This window comes from Pseudomonas guariconensis (assembly GCF_015680235.1).
GTDB classification, from domain to species: domain Bacteria; phylum Pseudomonadota; class Gammaproteobacteria; order Pseudomonadales; family Pseudomonadaceae; genus Aquipseudomonas; species Aquipseudomonas guariconensis_A.
On sequence record NZ_JADLJL010000011.1, the window covers coordinates 60,555 to 73,903 of the forward strand.

Below are 13,349 nucleotides of genomic sequence, written 5' to 3' on the forward strand. Positions count from 1 at the left end.
CCTATGTCCGTCGTACTCGACACCCCCGTCGCCGTCCGGCGGACAGCCATGGACCTGCTCGCACGCCGCGAGCACGGTCGTGTCGAGCTGACGCGCAAGTTGCGTCAGCGCGGCGCACCGGATGAGTTGATCGAGCCTGCGCTCGACCGGCTTGCCGAAGAAGGGCTGCTCAGTGAAGCCCGTTATCTCGAGAGTTTCATTTCCTACCGTTCCAATGCCGGCTATGGCCCCGCGCGTATTCGCGAAGAGCTTGGCCAGCGCGGTCTGAACCGTGGTGATATCGACCAGGCCCTGCGTGACAGCGGGGTAGACTGGGCGGCCCGGTTGCAGGACGTCTGGCAACGCAAGTTCGCCGGGCAACGCCCCCATGATCCCCGTAGTCGTGCCCAGCAAACCCGATTCCTGGCTTATCGTGGTTTCCCCATGGATCTGATCGGCCGCCTGCTCAATGGTCGGGATCTGGACGACTAAGCATTCCCATACAGGATGCCGTGCCCTGTGGTGAATGCGCTGTAGCGGTTTGTGTTGAGCTGTCCATGTTCGCGGCTATTTGGATAGGGCTTCGCCCTTGATCGCGGGGCAAGCCCGCTCCTAAGGCCTGCGGGCAAACAGTGGAGCGGCTTGGTGATCGGGTCGGGACATACCCCGCAATGCAATTGCTCCTTCAATCGACTTTCAAGGCCTCCCGCGCCCGTTGGGTCGTATGCATTGGCTGTGGTTTGGCCCAGTTTTCCGGCAGGTTGATGAAATCCACCAGTTCGCGCAGGCGGCCTTGGTCGCGACCGTTGAAGGCGAAGGTCAACCGGGTGAGGTGGCTAAAATTGCCAACCTCGTGCTCAAGCCCGCTGTCGGGCTGTTGATGGTATTTGCCGCTCAGGCGCAGGTCGGCGAACCCCTCCTGGATGTCATAGAGCGCCGCGTCGCTCAACGGGTGGTGCATGCGGATGACGAACTGGTTTTTCAGCCAGCGGCTTGAGTGATAGTTACTGTAGAACTGGTTGATCTCCTCGACGGCTTCGTCGGCGCTGTGCACCAGGCGTAGCAGTTTCAGGTCGCTGGGCAGGATGTAGCGGTTTTCTTCCAGTTGCCGGCTGATGAATGCCAGGGCGTCGCGCCAGAAGCTACCGCCGGGCGAGTCCAGCAGCACCACCGGCACCAGCGGGCTCTTGCCGGTCTGGATCAAGGTGAGTACTTCCAGCGCTTCATCGAGCGTACCGAAGCCGCCTGGGCACAAGACCAGCGCGTCGGCTTCCTTGACGAAGAACAACTTGCGGATGAAGAAAAAGTGGAACGGCAGCAGTTTTTCCGTGCCATCCACCGTGGCGTTGGCGTGCTGCTCGAAGGGTAGCGTGATATTGAAACCCAGGCTGTGTTCAGTGCCGGCGCCTTCATGGGCGGCTGCCATGATGCCGCCGCCGGCACCGGTGATGACCATCAGGTCCGAGCGAGCCAGGGTTGCCCCCAGCTCCCGAGCCAACGCATACATGGGATGTTCCAGCGGCGTGCGTGCCGAGCCGAACACGGTGACCTTACGCCGCCCTTTGTAGCGTTCCAGGATGCGGAAGGAATGATCGAGTTCACGCAGGGCCTGCAGGGTGATCTTGGCGTTCCAGCGGTTGGTGTCGTCGTGGGCCATGCGCAGGATGGTCAACATCATGTCGCGGTAAAGCGGCAGGTTGGGGCTGTCGGGAGCAACCAGTTGCAGCTGTTCTTCAATCTTGCTCAGGTCGATACCGTTGTCCCTGAAGTGATTGAACAAGAGTTCGTTCGGTTGGTAAGGCATTCAACGTCTCCTTCTGCAGCAGAACCTCTGACCGGGCCGATGGCGTATCCCGGCCGCGACACTGCGTGTGTCGCTGGCTGCTGTAGCCCGAGTATGCACGCCGGGCGTTGCAGTAGGCCTTCAAGGCCGTGGTGCAGTGGTAAATCCATCACGTTGTCGTTCTGTTTTGGACCGCAAATACCGTGCCCTCGGCATTCTCCTCGGTTTGCCGGAAATACACGGGGGTTGCTATCAATCTAGACCCTGGTGCGCGATCGTGCTGCTTCGGATGACCCAGGCCGGGCGAAGGGCGCGCAAACAGGCAAACCAGAACGAGCAGCATTTCCACTCGTCGGATCGGATCCAAGCCTTGCGAAGCTCTGGTTAACTGGAGGCGCAGCGTCTCGATGCAGGAGGTTCGGCATGCATCGGTTGGTGATCGAGGTGGACAGGCAGCTGTACCTGCTGCTGGAGCAGGCAGCCCAGGCCAATCACCTGAGCCTTGAAGCGGAGTGCTTGCGCAGGTTGGGCGACGGCGAGCGACGGTCGCGCTACCTCCAAGCCCTGCTGGCAGAGCTGCGCGCCGACGAAGAGCAGCGGCGCGCCAACGACAACGACCGGGTGGCCTGATTACTTCTTCTTGTTGCCTGCTACGCAACTGGCGTTATTGAACGCCTGGTCCATGATCGGCTGGTTGGTCTTGTACACGGTGAACCGGTATACCAGCACCGCGCCTTTGGACATCAGCTGGCGGTAGCCGTTGTTACGGCAAACGCTGTCGCCCAGCTGGCTGCGCACTTGCTCCGGATTGGCGCGCATCCGCTCGGCATGGCTCTCGCGTACGCTCAGGTGGTTGACCAGTGCCTTGCCTTTCTCGACGGTATAGCCCTGGTCGAGGATGTCTTCGTTGATGGCGCGGGGGGTGCCGACGCTGCTTTCCTTGGCGACCTTCTCCAGCATCTGGTTGAGCTCGTATTCCTGCTTGGAGGCTGCCTGGGCCGCCAGGGGCAGGGCAAGCAACAGGCTCAAGGCCGGGATGGTAAAACGCAGCATGAATCTCTCCTGGTTCGATGACTGGCACTTTGACCTGCGCCGGCGAGCGGCGTTCCGTGGCCCCCGTATCGATGGGGATCCCAGGTCGCAAAAGCGCGATTATAAAGGAGGCGTCCGGCCGCCTGCACGGCAAATGACGCAGCCTCTGGTAGACTGGCGGCTCGTTTCCCGCCGAGTTGTCGCAGTGTCCGTTCCTTATCCTTCCAGAGGCTTGCAGCCATGAGCCACGCGGTAGCGCGCCTGCGCGCCGAGCGTCTGGCCCGCAGCAACAAACCTTTCATCGCCCGTGGCTCGCGCGCGGTGCGCTGCCCGGATTGCCGGGTGATCGCCAGCCATTGCCTGTGTGCCCTGAAGCCCAAGGTGCAGGCCGACGCCGGGGTGTGCCTGGTGATGCACGATACCGAGCCGCTGAAGCCGACCAACACCGGCTGGCTGATTGCCGACCTGGTCGAAGACACCGCAGCCTTCGGCTGGCAGCGTACCGAAGTCGACCCGCGCCTTTTGGCGTTGCTCGACGATCCCCAGTGGCAGCCCTATATCGTCTTCCCGGGCGAGTTCGTGGCGCCGCAGCGGGTGGTCAGCGAAGTGGTGCGCGAGCCTGGCAAGCGGCCGCTGTTCATCCTGCTTGACGCGACTTGGACCGAAGCACGCAAGATGTTCCGCAAGAGTCCGTACCTTGACCGCTTCCCGGTGCTGAGCCTGCAGGCCGAACAGATGTCGCGCTATCGCCTGCGGCGTTCCAAGCGTGACGATCATTTTTGCACGGCCGAGGTTGCCGCCATGTGCCTGGAGTTGGCCGGCGACCTGCAGGCTTCCCGCGCCCTGGACGCCTACCTGGACGTCTTCAGCCTGCATTACCTCAGTGCCAAGCGGCATCTGCCGCTGGACTTGCAAGATGATGCCCACCAGCGCTTGCATACCTTCCTATAGTCCAAGGGGCAGGTGCGCCGGATTGGTTCATAATGTCCGGGCTGGCAGCCAGGAGGGCGGGTGCGACCGGGCGATTGGCTTGACCCCCCGGGCCGTGCTCGGCATTCTTGGCGCCGATTCGGGCACGACGAAGATGCTGTTACCCCGGACTTCGCCGTGCCTTACCGGCCGGCGGCCCTGCCGTTCGCGCCTTGAGTTGTCTGCCAGGTGCTTCTCCCACCCCTAGCGCCTGGCACAGAACAGGATCCATAGATCGATGGCCACATACGAAATCCTGATTGCCGATGACCACCCGCTGTTTCGCAGCGCCCTGCGCCAGGCCGTTACCCTCGGCCTGGGGCCCGATGTGCGGCTTGTCGAGGTGGCGAGCATCGCCGAACTGGAAACCCGCCTGACCGAAAAGGCCGACTGGGACCTGGTCCTGCTGGACCTGAACATGCCCGGTGCCTATGGTTTCTCCGGCCTGGTCCTGCTGCGTGGGCAGTACCCGCAGATCCCGGTGGTGATGGTGTCGGCCCAGGAAGAAGCGGCCGTGGTGGTCAAGTCCCGCGAGTTTGGCGCCAGTGGCTTCATTCCCAAGTCCAGCAACCTGGACGTCATCCAGGATGCGGTGCAGAAGGTGCTCGACGGCGAGGTCTGGTGGCCGCCTCAGGCGTTCGAGAAGGTCGATGTCTCGGCCGAAGCCAAAGCCGCCAGCGAAGGCCTGGCGAGCCTCACACCGCAGCAGTTCCGGGTATTGACGATGGTCTGCGAAGGCTTGCTGAACAAGCAGATCGCCTATGAGCTGAATGTCTCGGAGGCGACCATCAAAGCCCACGTGACGGCGATCTTCCGCAAGCTCGGTGTGCGTACCCGCACCCAGGCGGCCTTGCTGCTGCAACAACTGGAATCGGTTGCGAGCAGCTAAGTCCCCGTCCATTCACGCTTTTTTGACTCGGGTTGGACTAATCTGCCGGCCCTTTACCGGTGAAGTGACTCCCATGTCGCCATTCAAGGGCCAGACCGGCCTCAAACGTATCTTCAACGCCGCCGGCTACTCGCTGGACGGCCTGCGTGCCGCCTTCAAAGGCGAGGCCGCGTTCCGTCAGTTGGTGATCGCCAACCTGGTGCTGATTCCCCTGGCGTTCTGGCTGCCGGTCACCCGCGTGGAGCGGGCGATCCTCATCGCCGTGTGCCTGCTGGGCTTGATCGTCGAGCTGCTCAATTCGGCGGTCGAGGCAGCTATCGACCGTATCTCCCTGGAGCGCCACCCCTTGTCGAAGAACGCCAAGGACATGGGCAGCGCTGCCCAGCTGGTCGCCATGACCATGGTGGCGCTGGTGTGGGGCGTGATCCTGCTCTGATCAGGCGATCGGCGGCAGGACGATCTCATCGCTGCGGCTGACACCGGCGGTGAAGCTGCGGCACAGTTCGAGGAATTCGCGCATGGCAGAGGTTTGGTACTTCTGCTTGTGCCAGATGAAGTAGAACTGTCGGGAAAGGTCCAGTTGCGGGGTTTCCACCGGCACCAGGCTGCCACGGCGGAACGCGTCACGCAGGGCCAGGCGCGAGATGCAGCCGATACCCAGGCCCGACTCCACGGCCCGCTTGATCGCCTCGGTGTGTTCCAGCTCCAGGCGGATGTTCAGGTTGGCGCGATGGTGGCGCATGGCCTGGTCGAAGGTCAGGCGGGTGCCGGAGCCCTGTTCGCGCAGGATCCAGGCTTCGTGGGACAGCGTCTCCACATCCGCTCGGCCGACCTTGGCCAAGGGGTGCTGGGGCGCACAGAACACCACCAGTTCATCCTCCACCCACGGCTGCACCTCGATGTCCGGGTGGCTGCAGTCGCCTTCGATTAGACCCAGGTCAATTTCATAGTGGGCCACCTGCTGCACGATATGGACGGTGTTCTGCACATGGAGCTTGACCTGGCTTTCCGGGTGGCCCTGCATGAAGCTGCCGATGAGCAGGGTGGCCAGGTAGTTGCCGATGGTCAGGGTGGCACCGACCGCCAACGAGCCGAAGCCGGTCTTGCCATTGAGCAGGTCTTCGATTTCCTTGGCCTGGTCGAGCAGGGCCACGGCCTGAGGCAACAATTGGTGGCCCAGGGCATTGAGGCTCAACCGTTTGCCGGCGCGGTCGAACAGCTGGCAGCTGGATTGACGCTCCAGTTCAGTGATCGAGGTACTGGCTGCCGACTGCGACAACGCCAGGACGCTCGCCGCCCGCGACACACTCTGGTGCTGAGCGACGGCGACAAAAACTTGTAGCTGACGAAGTGTGAATCGCATATCTATATAACCGATAAGACATATCTTGATAATCCATTTAACAGATATTGTCGCTGCCCCTAAAATATCGCGCAATAGTGCGCTTCGTCCGCGCTGCGTCTTTCTTCAGGAGCCCCATAGATGAGCAACATGAACCACGAACGTGTCCTCAGTGTGCACCACTGGAACGACACCCTGTTCAGCTTCAAGTGCACCCGTGACCCGGGCCTGCGCTTCGAGAACGGTCAGTTCGTGATGATCGGCCTGCAGCAGGACAACGGCCGTCCGCTCATGCGCGCCTACTCGATCGCCTCGCCGAACTGGGAAGAGCACCTGGAGTTCTTCAGCATCAAGGTGCCGGATGGCCCGCTGACCTCCCAACTGCAGCACCTGAAGGAAGGCGATGAGATCATCATCAGCAAGAAGCCTACCGGCACGCTGGTCCTGGACGACCTGAACCCAGGCAAGCACCTGTACCTGCTCAGCACCGGCACTGGCCTGGCGCCATTCATGAGCGTGATCCAGGACCCAGAAACCTACGAGCGCTTCGAGAAGGTGATCCTGGTTCACGGGGTACGCTACGTCAACGAAGTGGCCTACCGCGAGTTCATCACCGAGCACCTGCCGCAGAACGAGTTCTTCGGCGATGCGGTACGTGAAAAGCTGATCTACTACCCGACCGTGACCCGTGAGCCGTTCGAGAACCAAGGCCGCCTGACCGACCTGATGCGCAGCGGCAAGCTGTTCAGCGACATCGGCCTGCCGCCAATCAACCCACAGGACGACCGCGCCATGATCTGCGGCAGCCCGAGCATGCTCGACGAGACCGCCGAGGTTCTGGACAGCTTCGGCCTGAAGATCTCCCCGCGCATGCGCGAGCCAGGCGATTACCTGATCGAGCGTGCCTTCGTCGAGAAGTAAGCAGCACACTGCAATAAAAAACGCAGGCCTGGCCTGATGCCAGTCCGTTAAGCCTTGGGGCTGCTACGCAGCCCATCGCCGGCAAGCCGGCTCCCACAGGGATAGTGCTGTCCTCAAGGTTGTGGGGGCCGGCTTGCCGGCGATGGGCGTGTAGCGCTCCGCGTCCTTAACTGACAGGCATTAAGGCCAGGCCTGCGTTTTTGTTTTATGGGGTATATTGCCGGCCCAATCGCAGGACAAGCCATCGGCAGCGCCACCAGTCAAAGGTCTTGTACTACCTCCAACACGCGGATCTCATCAGGCTGCGGGTAGTGCCAGCGCACCTGTACATCCCAGAACTTCACCCCATACACCCGCCCGGCCGGCGGCACTTGGTAGGCCGGCCGTGGGTCCTGTGCCAAGCACTGCTCGATCAGCTCCACCAGCGGTTCCCGCAAACGCAGGGCATGCGCATGGGCCTGGGGCAGGGCATGTTCACTCCAGGCCACGGCGATGGCCTCGGGCGCGTCGCTGGCCATCTGGTTGGTGGCGTCCTCGATACTGTCGGCATATGGCACATAGGGCTTGATATCCAGCACCGGCGTACCGTCGAGCAGGTCGATGCCCGACAGCAGCAGGCGCCCCGGCTCTACGCCTTCCAGGCGTACCACCGACTGGCCGATACCGTTGGGCCTGTGGGTGGCGCGGGTGGCGAACACGCCCATGCTCTTGTTGCCGCCCAGGCGAGGTGGGCGGACCTTCAGCCGGGGCTTGTCTTCCAGGGCCTGGTGGAACAGGAACAGCAGCCACACATGGCTGACCTGCTCGAGGCCGGCCACCGCATCGCCCTGGTCGAAGGGCGGCAGCAGCTCCAGGATGCCACGGGCCGCCGGTGCCAGCCGTGGCTGGCGCGGGATGGCGAACTTTTCCTTGAAGCAGGAACGGACGATGCCGACCGGTGAAACCGTATGTTGCATGATCACTCAGCCACGCACACGCAGGGTCAGGCCCTTGAGGAAGTTGCGCAGCAGCTGGTCGCCGCAAGGGCGGTAATTGTCATGCCCGACCTTGCGGAACAGGGCGCTCAGTTCCGGCTTGGACACCGGGAAGTTCACCGACTTGAGAATCACGTGCAGGTCTTCTTCCTTGAGCTCGAAGGCTACGCGCAGTTTCTTGAGGATGGTGTTGTTGCTCACCGGCACTTCGATCGGTTGCGGTGCACGGCTGTCGTCACGGCCGCGGCGGTAGATCACCAGGCCATCGAGAAAATGTGCCATGACCCGTTCGGGGCAGCGCACGAAGCCGGCTTCGTCCTCTTTCTTCAGGTAGGTGGCCAATACCAGCGGGTGTACCTCGAGGCCGGACAGCCCGATGATCTCCGCCATCTTGGCGTCGTTCACCTTGAGCATGTAGCGCAGGCTACGCAGGACATCGTTGTGGTTCATGTGACAGATCCTGTTCAAGCGCCACGCAGACCATGGCGTGGCGGTAATGCTAGAAACGTTCGTTGACAGCCAGGTAACGCCATTGGCCGGTGGGCAGCTTGCCCATGGACACGCCGCCTAGGCGGATGCGGCGCATGCCCAGCACCTTCAGGCCGAGGCTCGCGCACAGGGCATTGATTTGCCCGGGAAGCGGCTTTTTCAAGACCAGGCGCAGGTGGCTTTCGTTCTGCCAGCTGGCCTTGGCCCTGGGCAGCTCCTGACCGCTGCGGGTGATACCTCGGGCCAGGCGTTGCAAGGCTTCGGCTGGCGCGTGGCCTTCGACCTGGACGATGTATTCCTGCTCCAGGCGATGCAGGTCGGCCTCGACCTTGCGCGTCACCCGCCAGTCTTGGGTATAGAGCTGCAGCCCGCTGGCGCCGGGTTTCAGGGGGGCGATGCAGGACAGGCGGGCGAAATGCCCGTGCAACGGGCGCACCGCAGGCGGGTGAGCTTCGCTGAGGGTGGCCATGGTCATGCTGACCCGGCCCGCCTCGGCGTCCTGGCCGGCCAGTTGGTTGAGCAGCAGGGTGACCGGCGGCAACTGCTCGGCACGGGCACCGGGCAGCAGGGCGACCTGCTCGGCTGCGACCTTGTACTGGGGCTGTTCGACCACCACGCCATCCACCGTGACCCAGCCGCCCTCGATATACAGCTCGGCCTCCCGGCGGGAGCAGCCGAGTTGCTCGATGAGGCGTTTGGACAGGCGCACGGGTTCAGACATGAAGGCGATTCGCATAAGGGCAGGGGAAGCCGACATTGTACCTGCCCAGGCGACATTGGGGCTGGGAATCTATGCCATTCACGCCATTTCAGGGGAGGAGTACGGCATCCTTCGCTCAAATCTCAGGATTTCGTACGAACCAGCCTCATGTGCAGCAGCGGGTAGGGCTGCCCCAGGCCATCGGTTTCCGAGCGGCCACAGATTTCGAAGCCTTCGTGCAGGTAGAAGCCCAGGGCCTTGGGGTTCTGTTCATTGACGTCCAGGCGCTCGGCGTTCAGCTCGTCGACCGCATAGCGCAGCAGGCGTTTGCCAACGCCCAGGCCGATGAACTCGGGCGCCACGAACAACATGTCCAGCCGCCCGTTGGCCACGCCGGCGAAGCCTAGGATGCGCTTGGCGGCGTCCTTGCAGCAGACCAGCATGACGGCGTCGAGGTACTGGCGCAGCACGTATTCGCGCAGCAGCACGATGTAGGCGTCCGGCAGGAAGTCATGGGTGGCGCGTACCGACGCCTCCCAGATCCGGACCAGTTCCGGGTAGTCGCTCACGTGCGGGGTCTGTAGCGTCAGGGCCGATGACATTGGGCTTTCCTCCTGGGGCATAGAGGAAAACATAGATGTAAAAAAATACCCTGCCAGTGGCCCAGATGCAGTCAGTTAAGCGTTACTGGCTGCACTTGGGGCTGCTGCGCAGCCCATCGCGGTACAAGGCCGCTCCTACAGGATCATGCAAACCTTTCCTTGCTCCGTGATGGGCGCGTAGCGGCCCTGGATCCTCAGATAGGCTCGGCCCACATGTCGTACTCGTCGGCATCGACGATGCGGCAGCGAACCTTGTCGCCCGGCTTGAAGCCGTGGTCGCCATCGATGAACACGCTACCGTCGATTTCCGGCGCGTCGAAGAAGCTGCGGCCGACCGAGCCTTGCTCCTCGACTTCGTCGATCAGTACGTCGATTTCCTTGCCGATACGCAGCTGCAGGCGTGCGGCGCTGATCGCCTGTTGGTGCGCCATGAAGCGGTCCCAACGCGCTTGCTTGACGTCGTCCGGTACCTCTTCCAGGCCCATGTCGTTGGCCGGGGCGCCTTCGACAGGCGAATACTGGAAGCAGCCGACGCGGTCGAGCTGGGCTTCGGTCAGCCAGTCGAGCAGGTACTGGAAGTCTTCCTCGGTCTCGCCTGGGAAGCCGACGATGAAGGTCGAACGGATCACCAGCTCCGGGCACTGCTCGCGCCAGCGCTTGATGCGAGCCAGGGTACGGTCTTCGAAGGCCGGGCGCTTCATGGCCTTGAGGACCTTGGGGCTGGCGTGCTGGAAAGGGATGTCCAGGTACGGCAGGATCTTGCCGGCGGCCATCAGCGGGATCACGTCGTCCACGTTCGGGTAGGGGTATACGTAGTGCAGGCGCACCCAGGCGCCCAGGCTGCTCAGGGCCTCGCACAGCTCGAGCATGCGGGTCTTGACCGGGCGGCCATTCCAGAAGTCGGTCTTGTACTTGACGTCCACGCCATAGGCGCTGGTGTCCTGGGAAATCACCAGGATCTCCTTGACCCCGGCCTTGACCAGGCGCTCGGCCTCGCTCAGCACCTCGCCCACCGGGCGGCTGACCAGCTTGCCGCGCATGGATGGGATGATGCAGAAGCTGCAGCTGTGGTTGCAGCCTTCGGAAATCTTCAGGTAGGCATAGTGACGGGGAGTCAGCTTGACGCCCTGGGGCGGTACCAGGTCGATCAGCGGGTTGTGATCCTGGCGTGGAGGCACCACCTCATGCACGGCGTTGACCACCTGCTCGTACTGCTGCGGGCCGCTGACCGACAGCACGCTCGGATGCACGTCGCGGATGTTGCCTTCCTCGACGCCCATGCAACCGGTAACGATGACCTTGCCGTTTTCCTTGATCGCCTCGCCGATCACTTCCAGCGACTCGGCCTTGGCACTGTCGATGAAGCCGCAGGTGTTGACCACCACCACGTCGGCATCCTCGTAGGTGGGCACGACTTCGTAGCCTTCCATGCGCAGCTGGGTCAGGATGCGCTCGGAATCGACCAGAGCTTTCGGGCAGCCCAGGGAAACAAAGCCGACCTTCGGCGTGGCGGGAGTGGTGGACATGACTAACCTCGGTATTGAATACGGCTCGCCCGGCCGGAATTGAAGGGGGCGATCCTGACGGGCGTTTTTGGCGCCTCTGATCAAAAAGTGCGCAATTCTAGCGAGCAGAGGGGCGCTTGACCAGCAGAAAAGCGACGAACGCTGGGCTATGCTTCGCGCCATCGTACCTGGGTATGCGCGATGCCATGCGCGGGCGTGGTTTCTATCGGCCTGCGAGGCCGTCTGCGGGAGTGGTCCATGGTTCAGGCAAGCAGTCACGCCGAAGGTGGGCAGGGAGCGGCCCGGCCGCTGAGCCTGCTGGTGGCGGCGGTAGGGGTGGTGTATGGCGACATTGGCACCAGCCCTTTGTATACCCTCAAGGAAGTGTTCACCGGCGGGTATGGCGTCACGGTCAACCATGATGGTGTGCTGGGGATCCTGGCGCTGATCTTTTGGTCGTTGGTGTGGGTGGTGTCGGTCAAATACGTGATTTTCATCCTGCGTGCCGACAACCAGGGCGAGGGAGGCACTATGGCGCTGACCGCCCTGGCCAGACGCGCCGTGGCCCCTTATCCGAAGCTGCGCATGGTCATGGTCGGCTGCGGGTTGATCGGTGCCTCGCTGTTCTACGGTGACAGCATGATCACCCCGGCGGTGTCGGTGTTGTCCGCGGTGGAAGGCATGGGGCTGGCCTTCGATGGCATCGAGCACTGGGTGGTGCCTATCGCCGTGGTGATCCTGGTGGCCTTGTTCCTGGTGCAAAAGCACGGCACGGCGAAGATCGGCATCCTGTTCGGGCCGGTGATGGTCGCCTGGTTCCTGGTGCTGGCGGCGCTGGGCGTGCATGGCATCTTGCAAAGTCCCGAGGTGCTCAAGGCGCTCAACCCGGGCTGGGCGGTGCGTTTCTTCATCGTCCACCCGGGCATGGGCGTGGCGATCCTGGGGGCAGTGGTATTGGCGCTGACCGGGGCCGAGGCGCTGTATGCGGACATGGGCCACTTCGGCCGCAAGCCTATCGCCCGGGCATGGTTCGCTCTGGTGCTGCCGGCGCTGGTGCTCAATTACTTCGGCCAGGGCGCCATGCTGCTGCAGGACCCGGCTGCGGCACGCAACCCGTTCTACCTGCTGGCGCCGAGCTGGGCCTTGCTTCCCTTGGTGGGCCTGGCCACGCTGGCCACGGTGATCGCATCCCAGGCGGTGATTTCCGGCGCCTTCTCCTTGACCCGCCAGGCCATCCAGTTGGGCTATGTGCCGCGCATGCAGATCCAGCACACCTCCAGTGACGAACAGGGGCAGATCTACATCGGTGCGGTGAACTGGGCCTTGATGGTTGGTGTGGTGCTGTTGGTGATCGGCTTCGAATCTTCCAGCGCCTTGGCGGCGGCCTATGGTGTGGCGGTGACCGGAACCATGCTGATGACCACGTTGCTGGTGTCGGTGGTGATGCTGCTGTTGTGGAAGTGGCCGCCCGTGCTGGCGGTGCCGGTGCTGCTGGGGTTCTTGCTGGTTGACGGGCTGTTCTTCGCTGCCAACCTGCCCAAGGTTCTGCAGGGCGGTGCTTTTCCGGTGCTGGCGGCGATCGTCTTGTTCGTGCTGATGAGCACTTGGAAGCGTGGCAAGCAGATTCTCGTGGAGCGTATAGATGATGTGGCCTTGCCGCTGCCGCTGTTCATCAGCAGCATCCGCATGCAGCCGCCGCACCGGGTGGAGGGTACCGCGGTATTTCTGACCGCGCGCTCGGACGCCGTGCCCCATGCGTTACTGCACAATATGTTGCACAACCAGGTGCTGCACAGCCAGGTGGTGCTGCTGACGGTGGTCAGCGAAGACCGCCCGCGGGTGCCGGAGCATGAGCGCTTCGAGGTGGAGGCCTATGGCGACGGATTTTTCCGGGTGCTGCTGCACTTCGGCTTCATGGATGAGCCGGACGTACCCGCGGCACTGCGCTTGTGTCATCTGGATGCGCTGGATTTCAGCCCGATGCGCACCACCTATTTCCTCAGCCGCGAGACGGTGATCGCTTCACGGCTCGAGGGCATGGCGCGGTGGCGTGGCAACCTGTTCGCCTTCCTGCTCAAGAATGCCAATGGCAACCTGCGGTTCTTCAACCTGCCGTTGAACCGGGTGATCGAGCTGGGGACTCAGGTCGAGATTTGAATGACCG

General features: G+C 62.8%; 15 protein-coding genes. 7 read left to right on the forward strand and 8 right to left on the reverse strand.

Annotation, left to right across the window (positions count from 1 at the left end):
- The first annotated feature begins 3 nt into the window (after positions 1 to 3).
- The gene (recX, locus tag IRZ56_RS10415; protein ID WP_196144872.1) at positions 4 to 471 is read left to right on the forward strand and encodes a recombination regulator RecX; all 468 of its coding nucleotides are present in this window, start codon (positions 4 to 6) and stop codon (positions 469 to 471) included.
- A gap of 193 nt (positions 472 to 664) precedes the next feature.
- Here the strand turns inward: recX and IRZ56_RS10420 are convergent, their stop codons facing one another.
- A complete protein-coding gene (locus IRZ56_RS10420) occupies positions 665 to 1,783 on the reverse strand; it encodes an LOG family protein (RefSeq protein ID WP_196144873.1) in 1,119 nt (372 codons plus the stop codon).
- Between the two features lie 402 nt (positions 1,784 to 2,185).
- Here IRZ56_RS10420 and IRZ56_RS10425 point away from each other — a divergent pair, with 402 nt between their 5' ends.
- Positions 2,186 to 2,392, forward strand: coding sequence for a hypothetical protein (locus IRZ56_RS10425; protein WP_196144874.1), 207 nt, complete (start codon positions 2,186 to 2,188; stop codon positions 2,390 to 2,392).
- Here the strand turns inward: IRZ56_RS10425 and IRZ56_RS10430 are convergent, their stop codons facing one another.
- Complete coding sequence (locus IRZ56_RS10430) at positions 2,393 to 2,815, reverse strand: quorum-sensing-regulated virulence factor family protein (protein ID WP_196144875.1); 423 nt, start codon at positions 2,813 to 2,815, stop codon at positions 2,393 to 2,395. It lies immediately after the preceding gene.
- Positions 2,816 to 3,034: 219 nt separating this feature from the next.
- Between IRZ56_RS10430 and IRZ56_RS10435 the strand changes: the two genes are divergently transcribed.
- From IRZ56_RS10435 to IRZ56_RS10445, 3 genes are all read left to right on the forward strand, one after another.
- Entirely contained in the window at positions 3,035 to 3,745 is a 711-nt protein-coding gene (locus IRZ56_RS10435; protein WP_196144876.1) for a tRNA-uridine aminocarboxypropyltransferase, read from the forward strand.
- A 256-nt stretch (positions 3,746 to 4,001) separates the two neighbouring features.
- Entirely contained in the window at positions 4,002 to 4,652 is a 651-nt protein-coding gene (erdR, locus tag IRZ56_RS10440; RefSeq protein WP_084854459.1) for a response regulator transcription factor ErdR, read from the forward strand.
- 73 nt (positions 4,653 to 4,725) lie between these two features.
- Entirely contained in the window at positions 4,726 to 5,088 is a 363-nt protein-coding gene (locus tag IRZ56_RS10445; RefSeq protein WP_084854460.1) for a diacylglycerol kinase, read from the forward strand.
- Here the strand turns inward: IRZ56_RS10445 and IRZ56_RS10450 are convergent, their stop codons facing one another.
- Complete coding sequence (locus IRZ56_RS10450) at positions 5,089 to 6,015, reverse strand: LysR family transcriptional regulator (RefSeq protein ID WP_196144877.1); 927 nt, start codon at positions 6,013 to 6,015, stop codon at positions 5,089 to 5,091.
- Between the two features lie 120 nt (positions 6,016 to 6,135).
- Between IRZ56_RS10450 and fpr the strand changes: the two genes are divergently transcribed.
- The gene (fpr, locus tag IRZ56_RS10455; RefSeq protein WP_196144878.1) at positions 6,136 to 6,915 is read left to right on the forward strand and encodes a ferredoxin--NADP reductase; all 780 of its coding nucleotides are present in this window, start codon (positions 6,136 to 6,138) and stop codon (positions 6,913 to 6,915) included.
- Positions 6,916 to 7,175: 260 nt separating this feature from the next.
- Here the strand turns inward: fpr and tsaA are convergent, their stop codons facing one another.
- From tsaA to rimO, 5 genes are all read right to left on the reverse strand, one after another.
- Positions 7,176 to 7,871, reverse strand: a complete 696-nt coding sequence (gene tsaA, locus IRZ56_RS10460; RefSeq protein WP_196144879.1) for a tRNA (N6-threonylcarbamoyladenosine(37)-N6)-methyltransferase TrmO — start codon at positions 7,869 to 7,871, stop codon at positions 7,176 to 7,178.
- Between the two features lie 6 nt (positions 7,872 to 7,877).
- On the reverse strand, positions 7,878 to 8,339 hold the full coding sequence (locus IRZ56_RS10465; RefSeq protein ID WP_196144880.1) for a DUF1456 family protein: 462 nt from the start codon (positions 8,337 to 8,339) through the stop codon (positions 7,878 to 7,880).
- Between the two features lie 49 nt (positions 8,340 to 8,388).
- The gene (locus IRZ56_RS10470; protein WP_196144881.1) at positions 8,389 to 9,099 is read right to left on the reverse strand and encodes an rRNA pseudouridine synthase; all 711 of its coding nucleotides are present in this window, start codon (positions 9,097 to 9,099) and stop codon (positions 8,389 to 8,391) included.
- Between the two features lie 122 nt (positions 9,100 to 9,221).
- Entirely contained in the window at positions 9,222 to 9,680 is a 459-nt protein-coding gene (locus IRZ56_RS10475) for a GNAT family N-acetyltransferase (protein ID WP_196144882.1), read from the reverse strand.
- Positions 9,681 to 9,874: 194 nt separating this feature from the next.
- Positions 9,875 to 11,206, reverse strand: coding sequence for a 30S ribosomal protein S12 methylthiotransferase RimO (rimO, locus tag IRZ56_RS10480; RefSeq protein ID WP_196144883.1), 1,332 nt, complete (start codon positions 11,204 to 11,206; stop codon positions 9,875 to 9,877).
- A gap of 237 nt (positions 11,207 to 11,443) precedes the next feature.
- On the opposite strand from rimO, the gene IRZ56_RS10485 reads away from it, so the two are divergent.
- Positions 11,444 to 13,342: a potassium transporter Kup gene (locus IRZ56_RS10485; protein WP_196144884.1), complete on the forward strand. Its 1,899-nt coding sequence runs from the start codon at positions 11,444 to 11,446 to the stop codon at positions 13,340 to 13,342.
- Positions 13,343 to 13,349 lie beyond the last annotated feature (7 nt).

What these genes read in the sequence shown, in the direction of transcription:
- recX (WP_196144872.1), top strand. Translation starts at nt 4, where the DNA reads ATGTCCGTCGTACTCGACACCCCCGTCGCCGTCCGGCGGACAGCCATG.
- IRZ56_RS10420 (WP_196144873.1), bottom strand. Translation starts at nt 1,783, where the DNA reads ATGCCTTACCAACCGAACGAACTCTTGTTCAATCACTTCAGGGACAAC.
- IRZ56_RS10425 (WP_196144874.1), top strand. Translation starts at nt 2,186, where the DNA reads ATGCATCGGTTGGTGATCGAGGTGGACAGGCAGCTGTACCTGCTGCTG.
- IRZ56_RS10430 (WP_196144875.1), bottom strand. Translation starts at nt 2,815, where the DNA reads ATGCTGCGTTTTACCATCCCGGCCTTGAGCCTGTTGCTTGCCCTGCCC.
- IRZ56_RS10435 (WP_196144876.1), top strand. Translation starts at nt 3,035, where the DNA reads ATGAGCCACGCGGTAGCGCGCCTGCGCGCCGAGCGTCTGGCCCGCAGC.
- erdR (WP_084854459.1), top strand. Translation starts at nt 4,002, where the DNA reads ATGGCCACATACGAAATCCTGATTGCCGATGACCACCCGCTGTTTCGC.
- IRZ56_RS10445 (WP_084854460.1), top strand. Translation starts at nt 4,726, where the DNA reads ATGTCGCCATTCAAGGGCCAGACCGGCCTCAAACGTATCTTCAACGCC.
- IRZ56_RS10450 (WP_196144877.1), bottom strand. Translation starts at nt 6,015, where the DNA reads ATGCGATTCACACTTCGTCAGCTACAAGTTTTTGTCGCCGTCGCTCAG.
- fpr (WP_196144878.1), top strand. Translation starts at nt 6,136, where the DNA reads ATGAGCAACATGAACCACGAACGTGTCCTCAGTGTGCACCACTGGAAC.
- tsaA (WP_196144879.1), bottom strand. Translation starts at nt 7,871, where the DNA reads ATGCAACATACGGTTTCACCGGTCGGCATCGTCCGTTCCTGCTTCAAG.
- IRZ56_RS10465 (WP_196144880.1), bottom strand. Translation starts at nt 8,339, where the DNA reads ATGAACCACAACGATGTCCTGCGTAGCCTGCGCTACATGCTCAAGGTG.
- IRZ56_RS10470 (WP_196144881.1), bottom strand. Translation starts at nt 9,099, where the DNA reads ATGTCTGAACCCGTGCGCCTGTCCAAACGCCTCATCGAGCAACTCGGC.
- IRZ56_RS10475 (WP_196144882.1), bottom strand. Translation starts at nt 9,680, where the DNA reads ATGTCATCGGCCCTGACGCTACAGACCCCGCACGTGAGCGACTACCCG.
- rimO (WP_196144883.1), bottom strand. Translation starts at nt 11,206, where the DNA reads ATGTCCACCACTCCCGCCACGCCGAAGGTCGGCTTTGTTTCCCTGGGC.
- IRZ56_RS10485 (WP_196144884.1), top strand. Translation starts at nt 11,444, where the DNA reads ATGGTTCAGGCAAGCAGTCACGCCGAAGGTGGGCAGGGAGCGGCCCGG.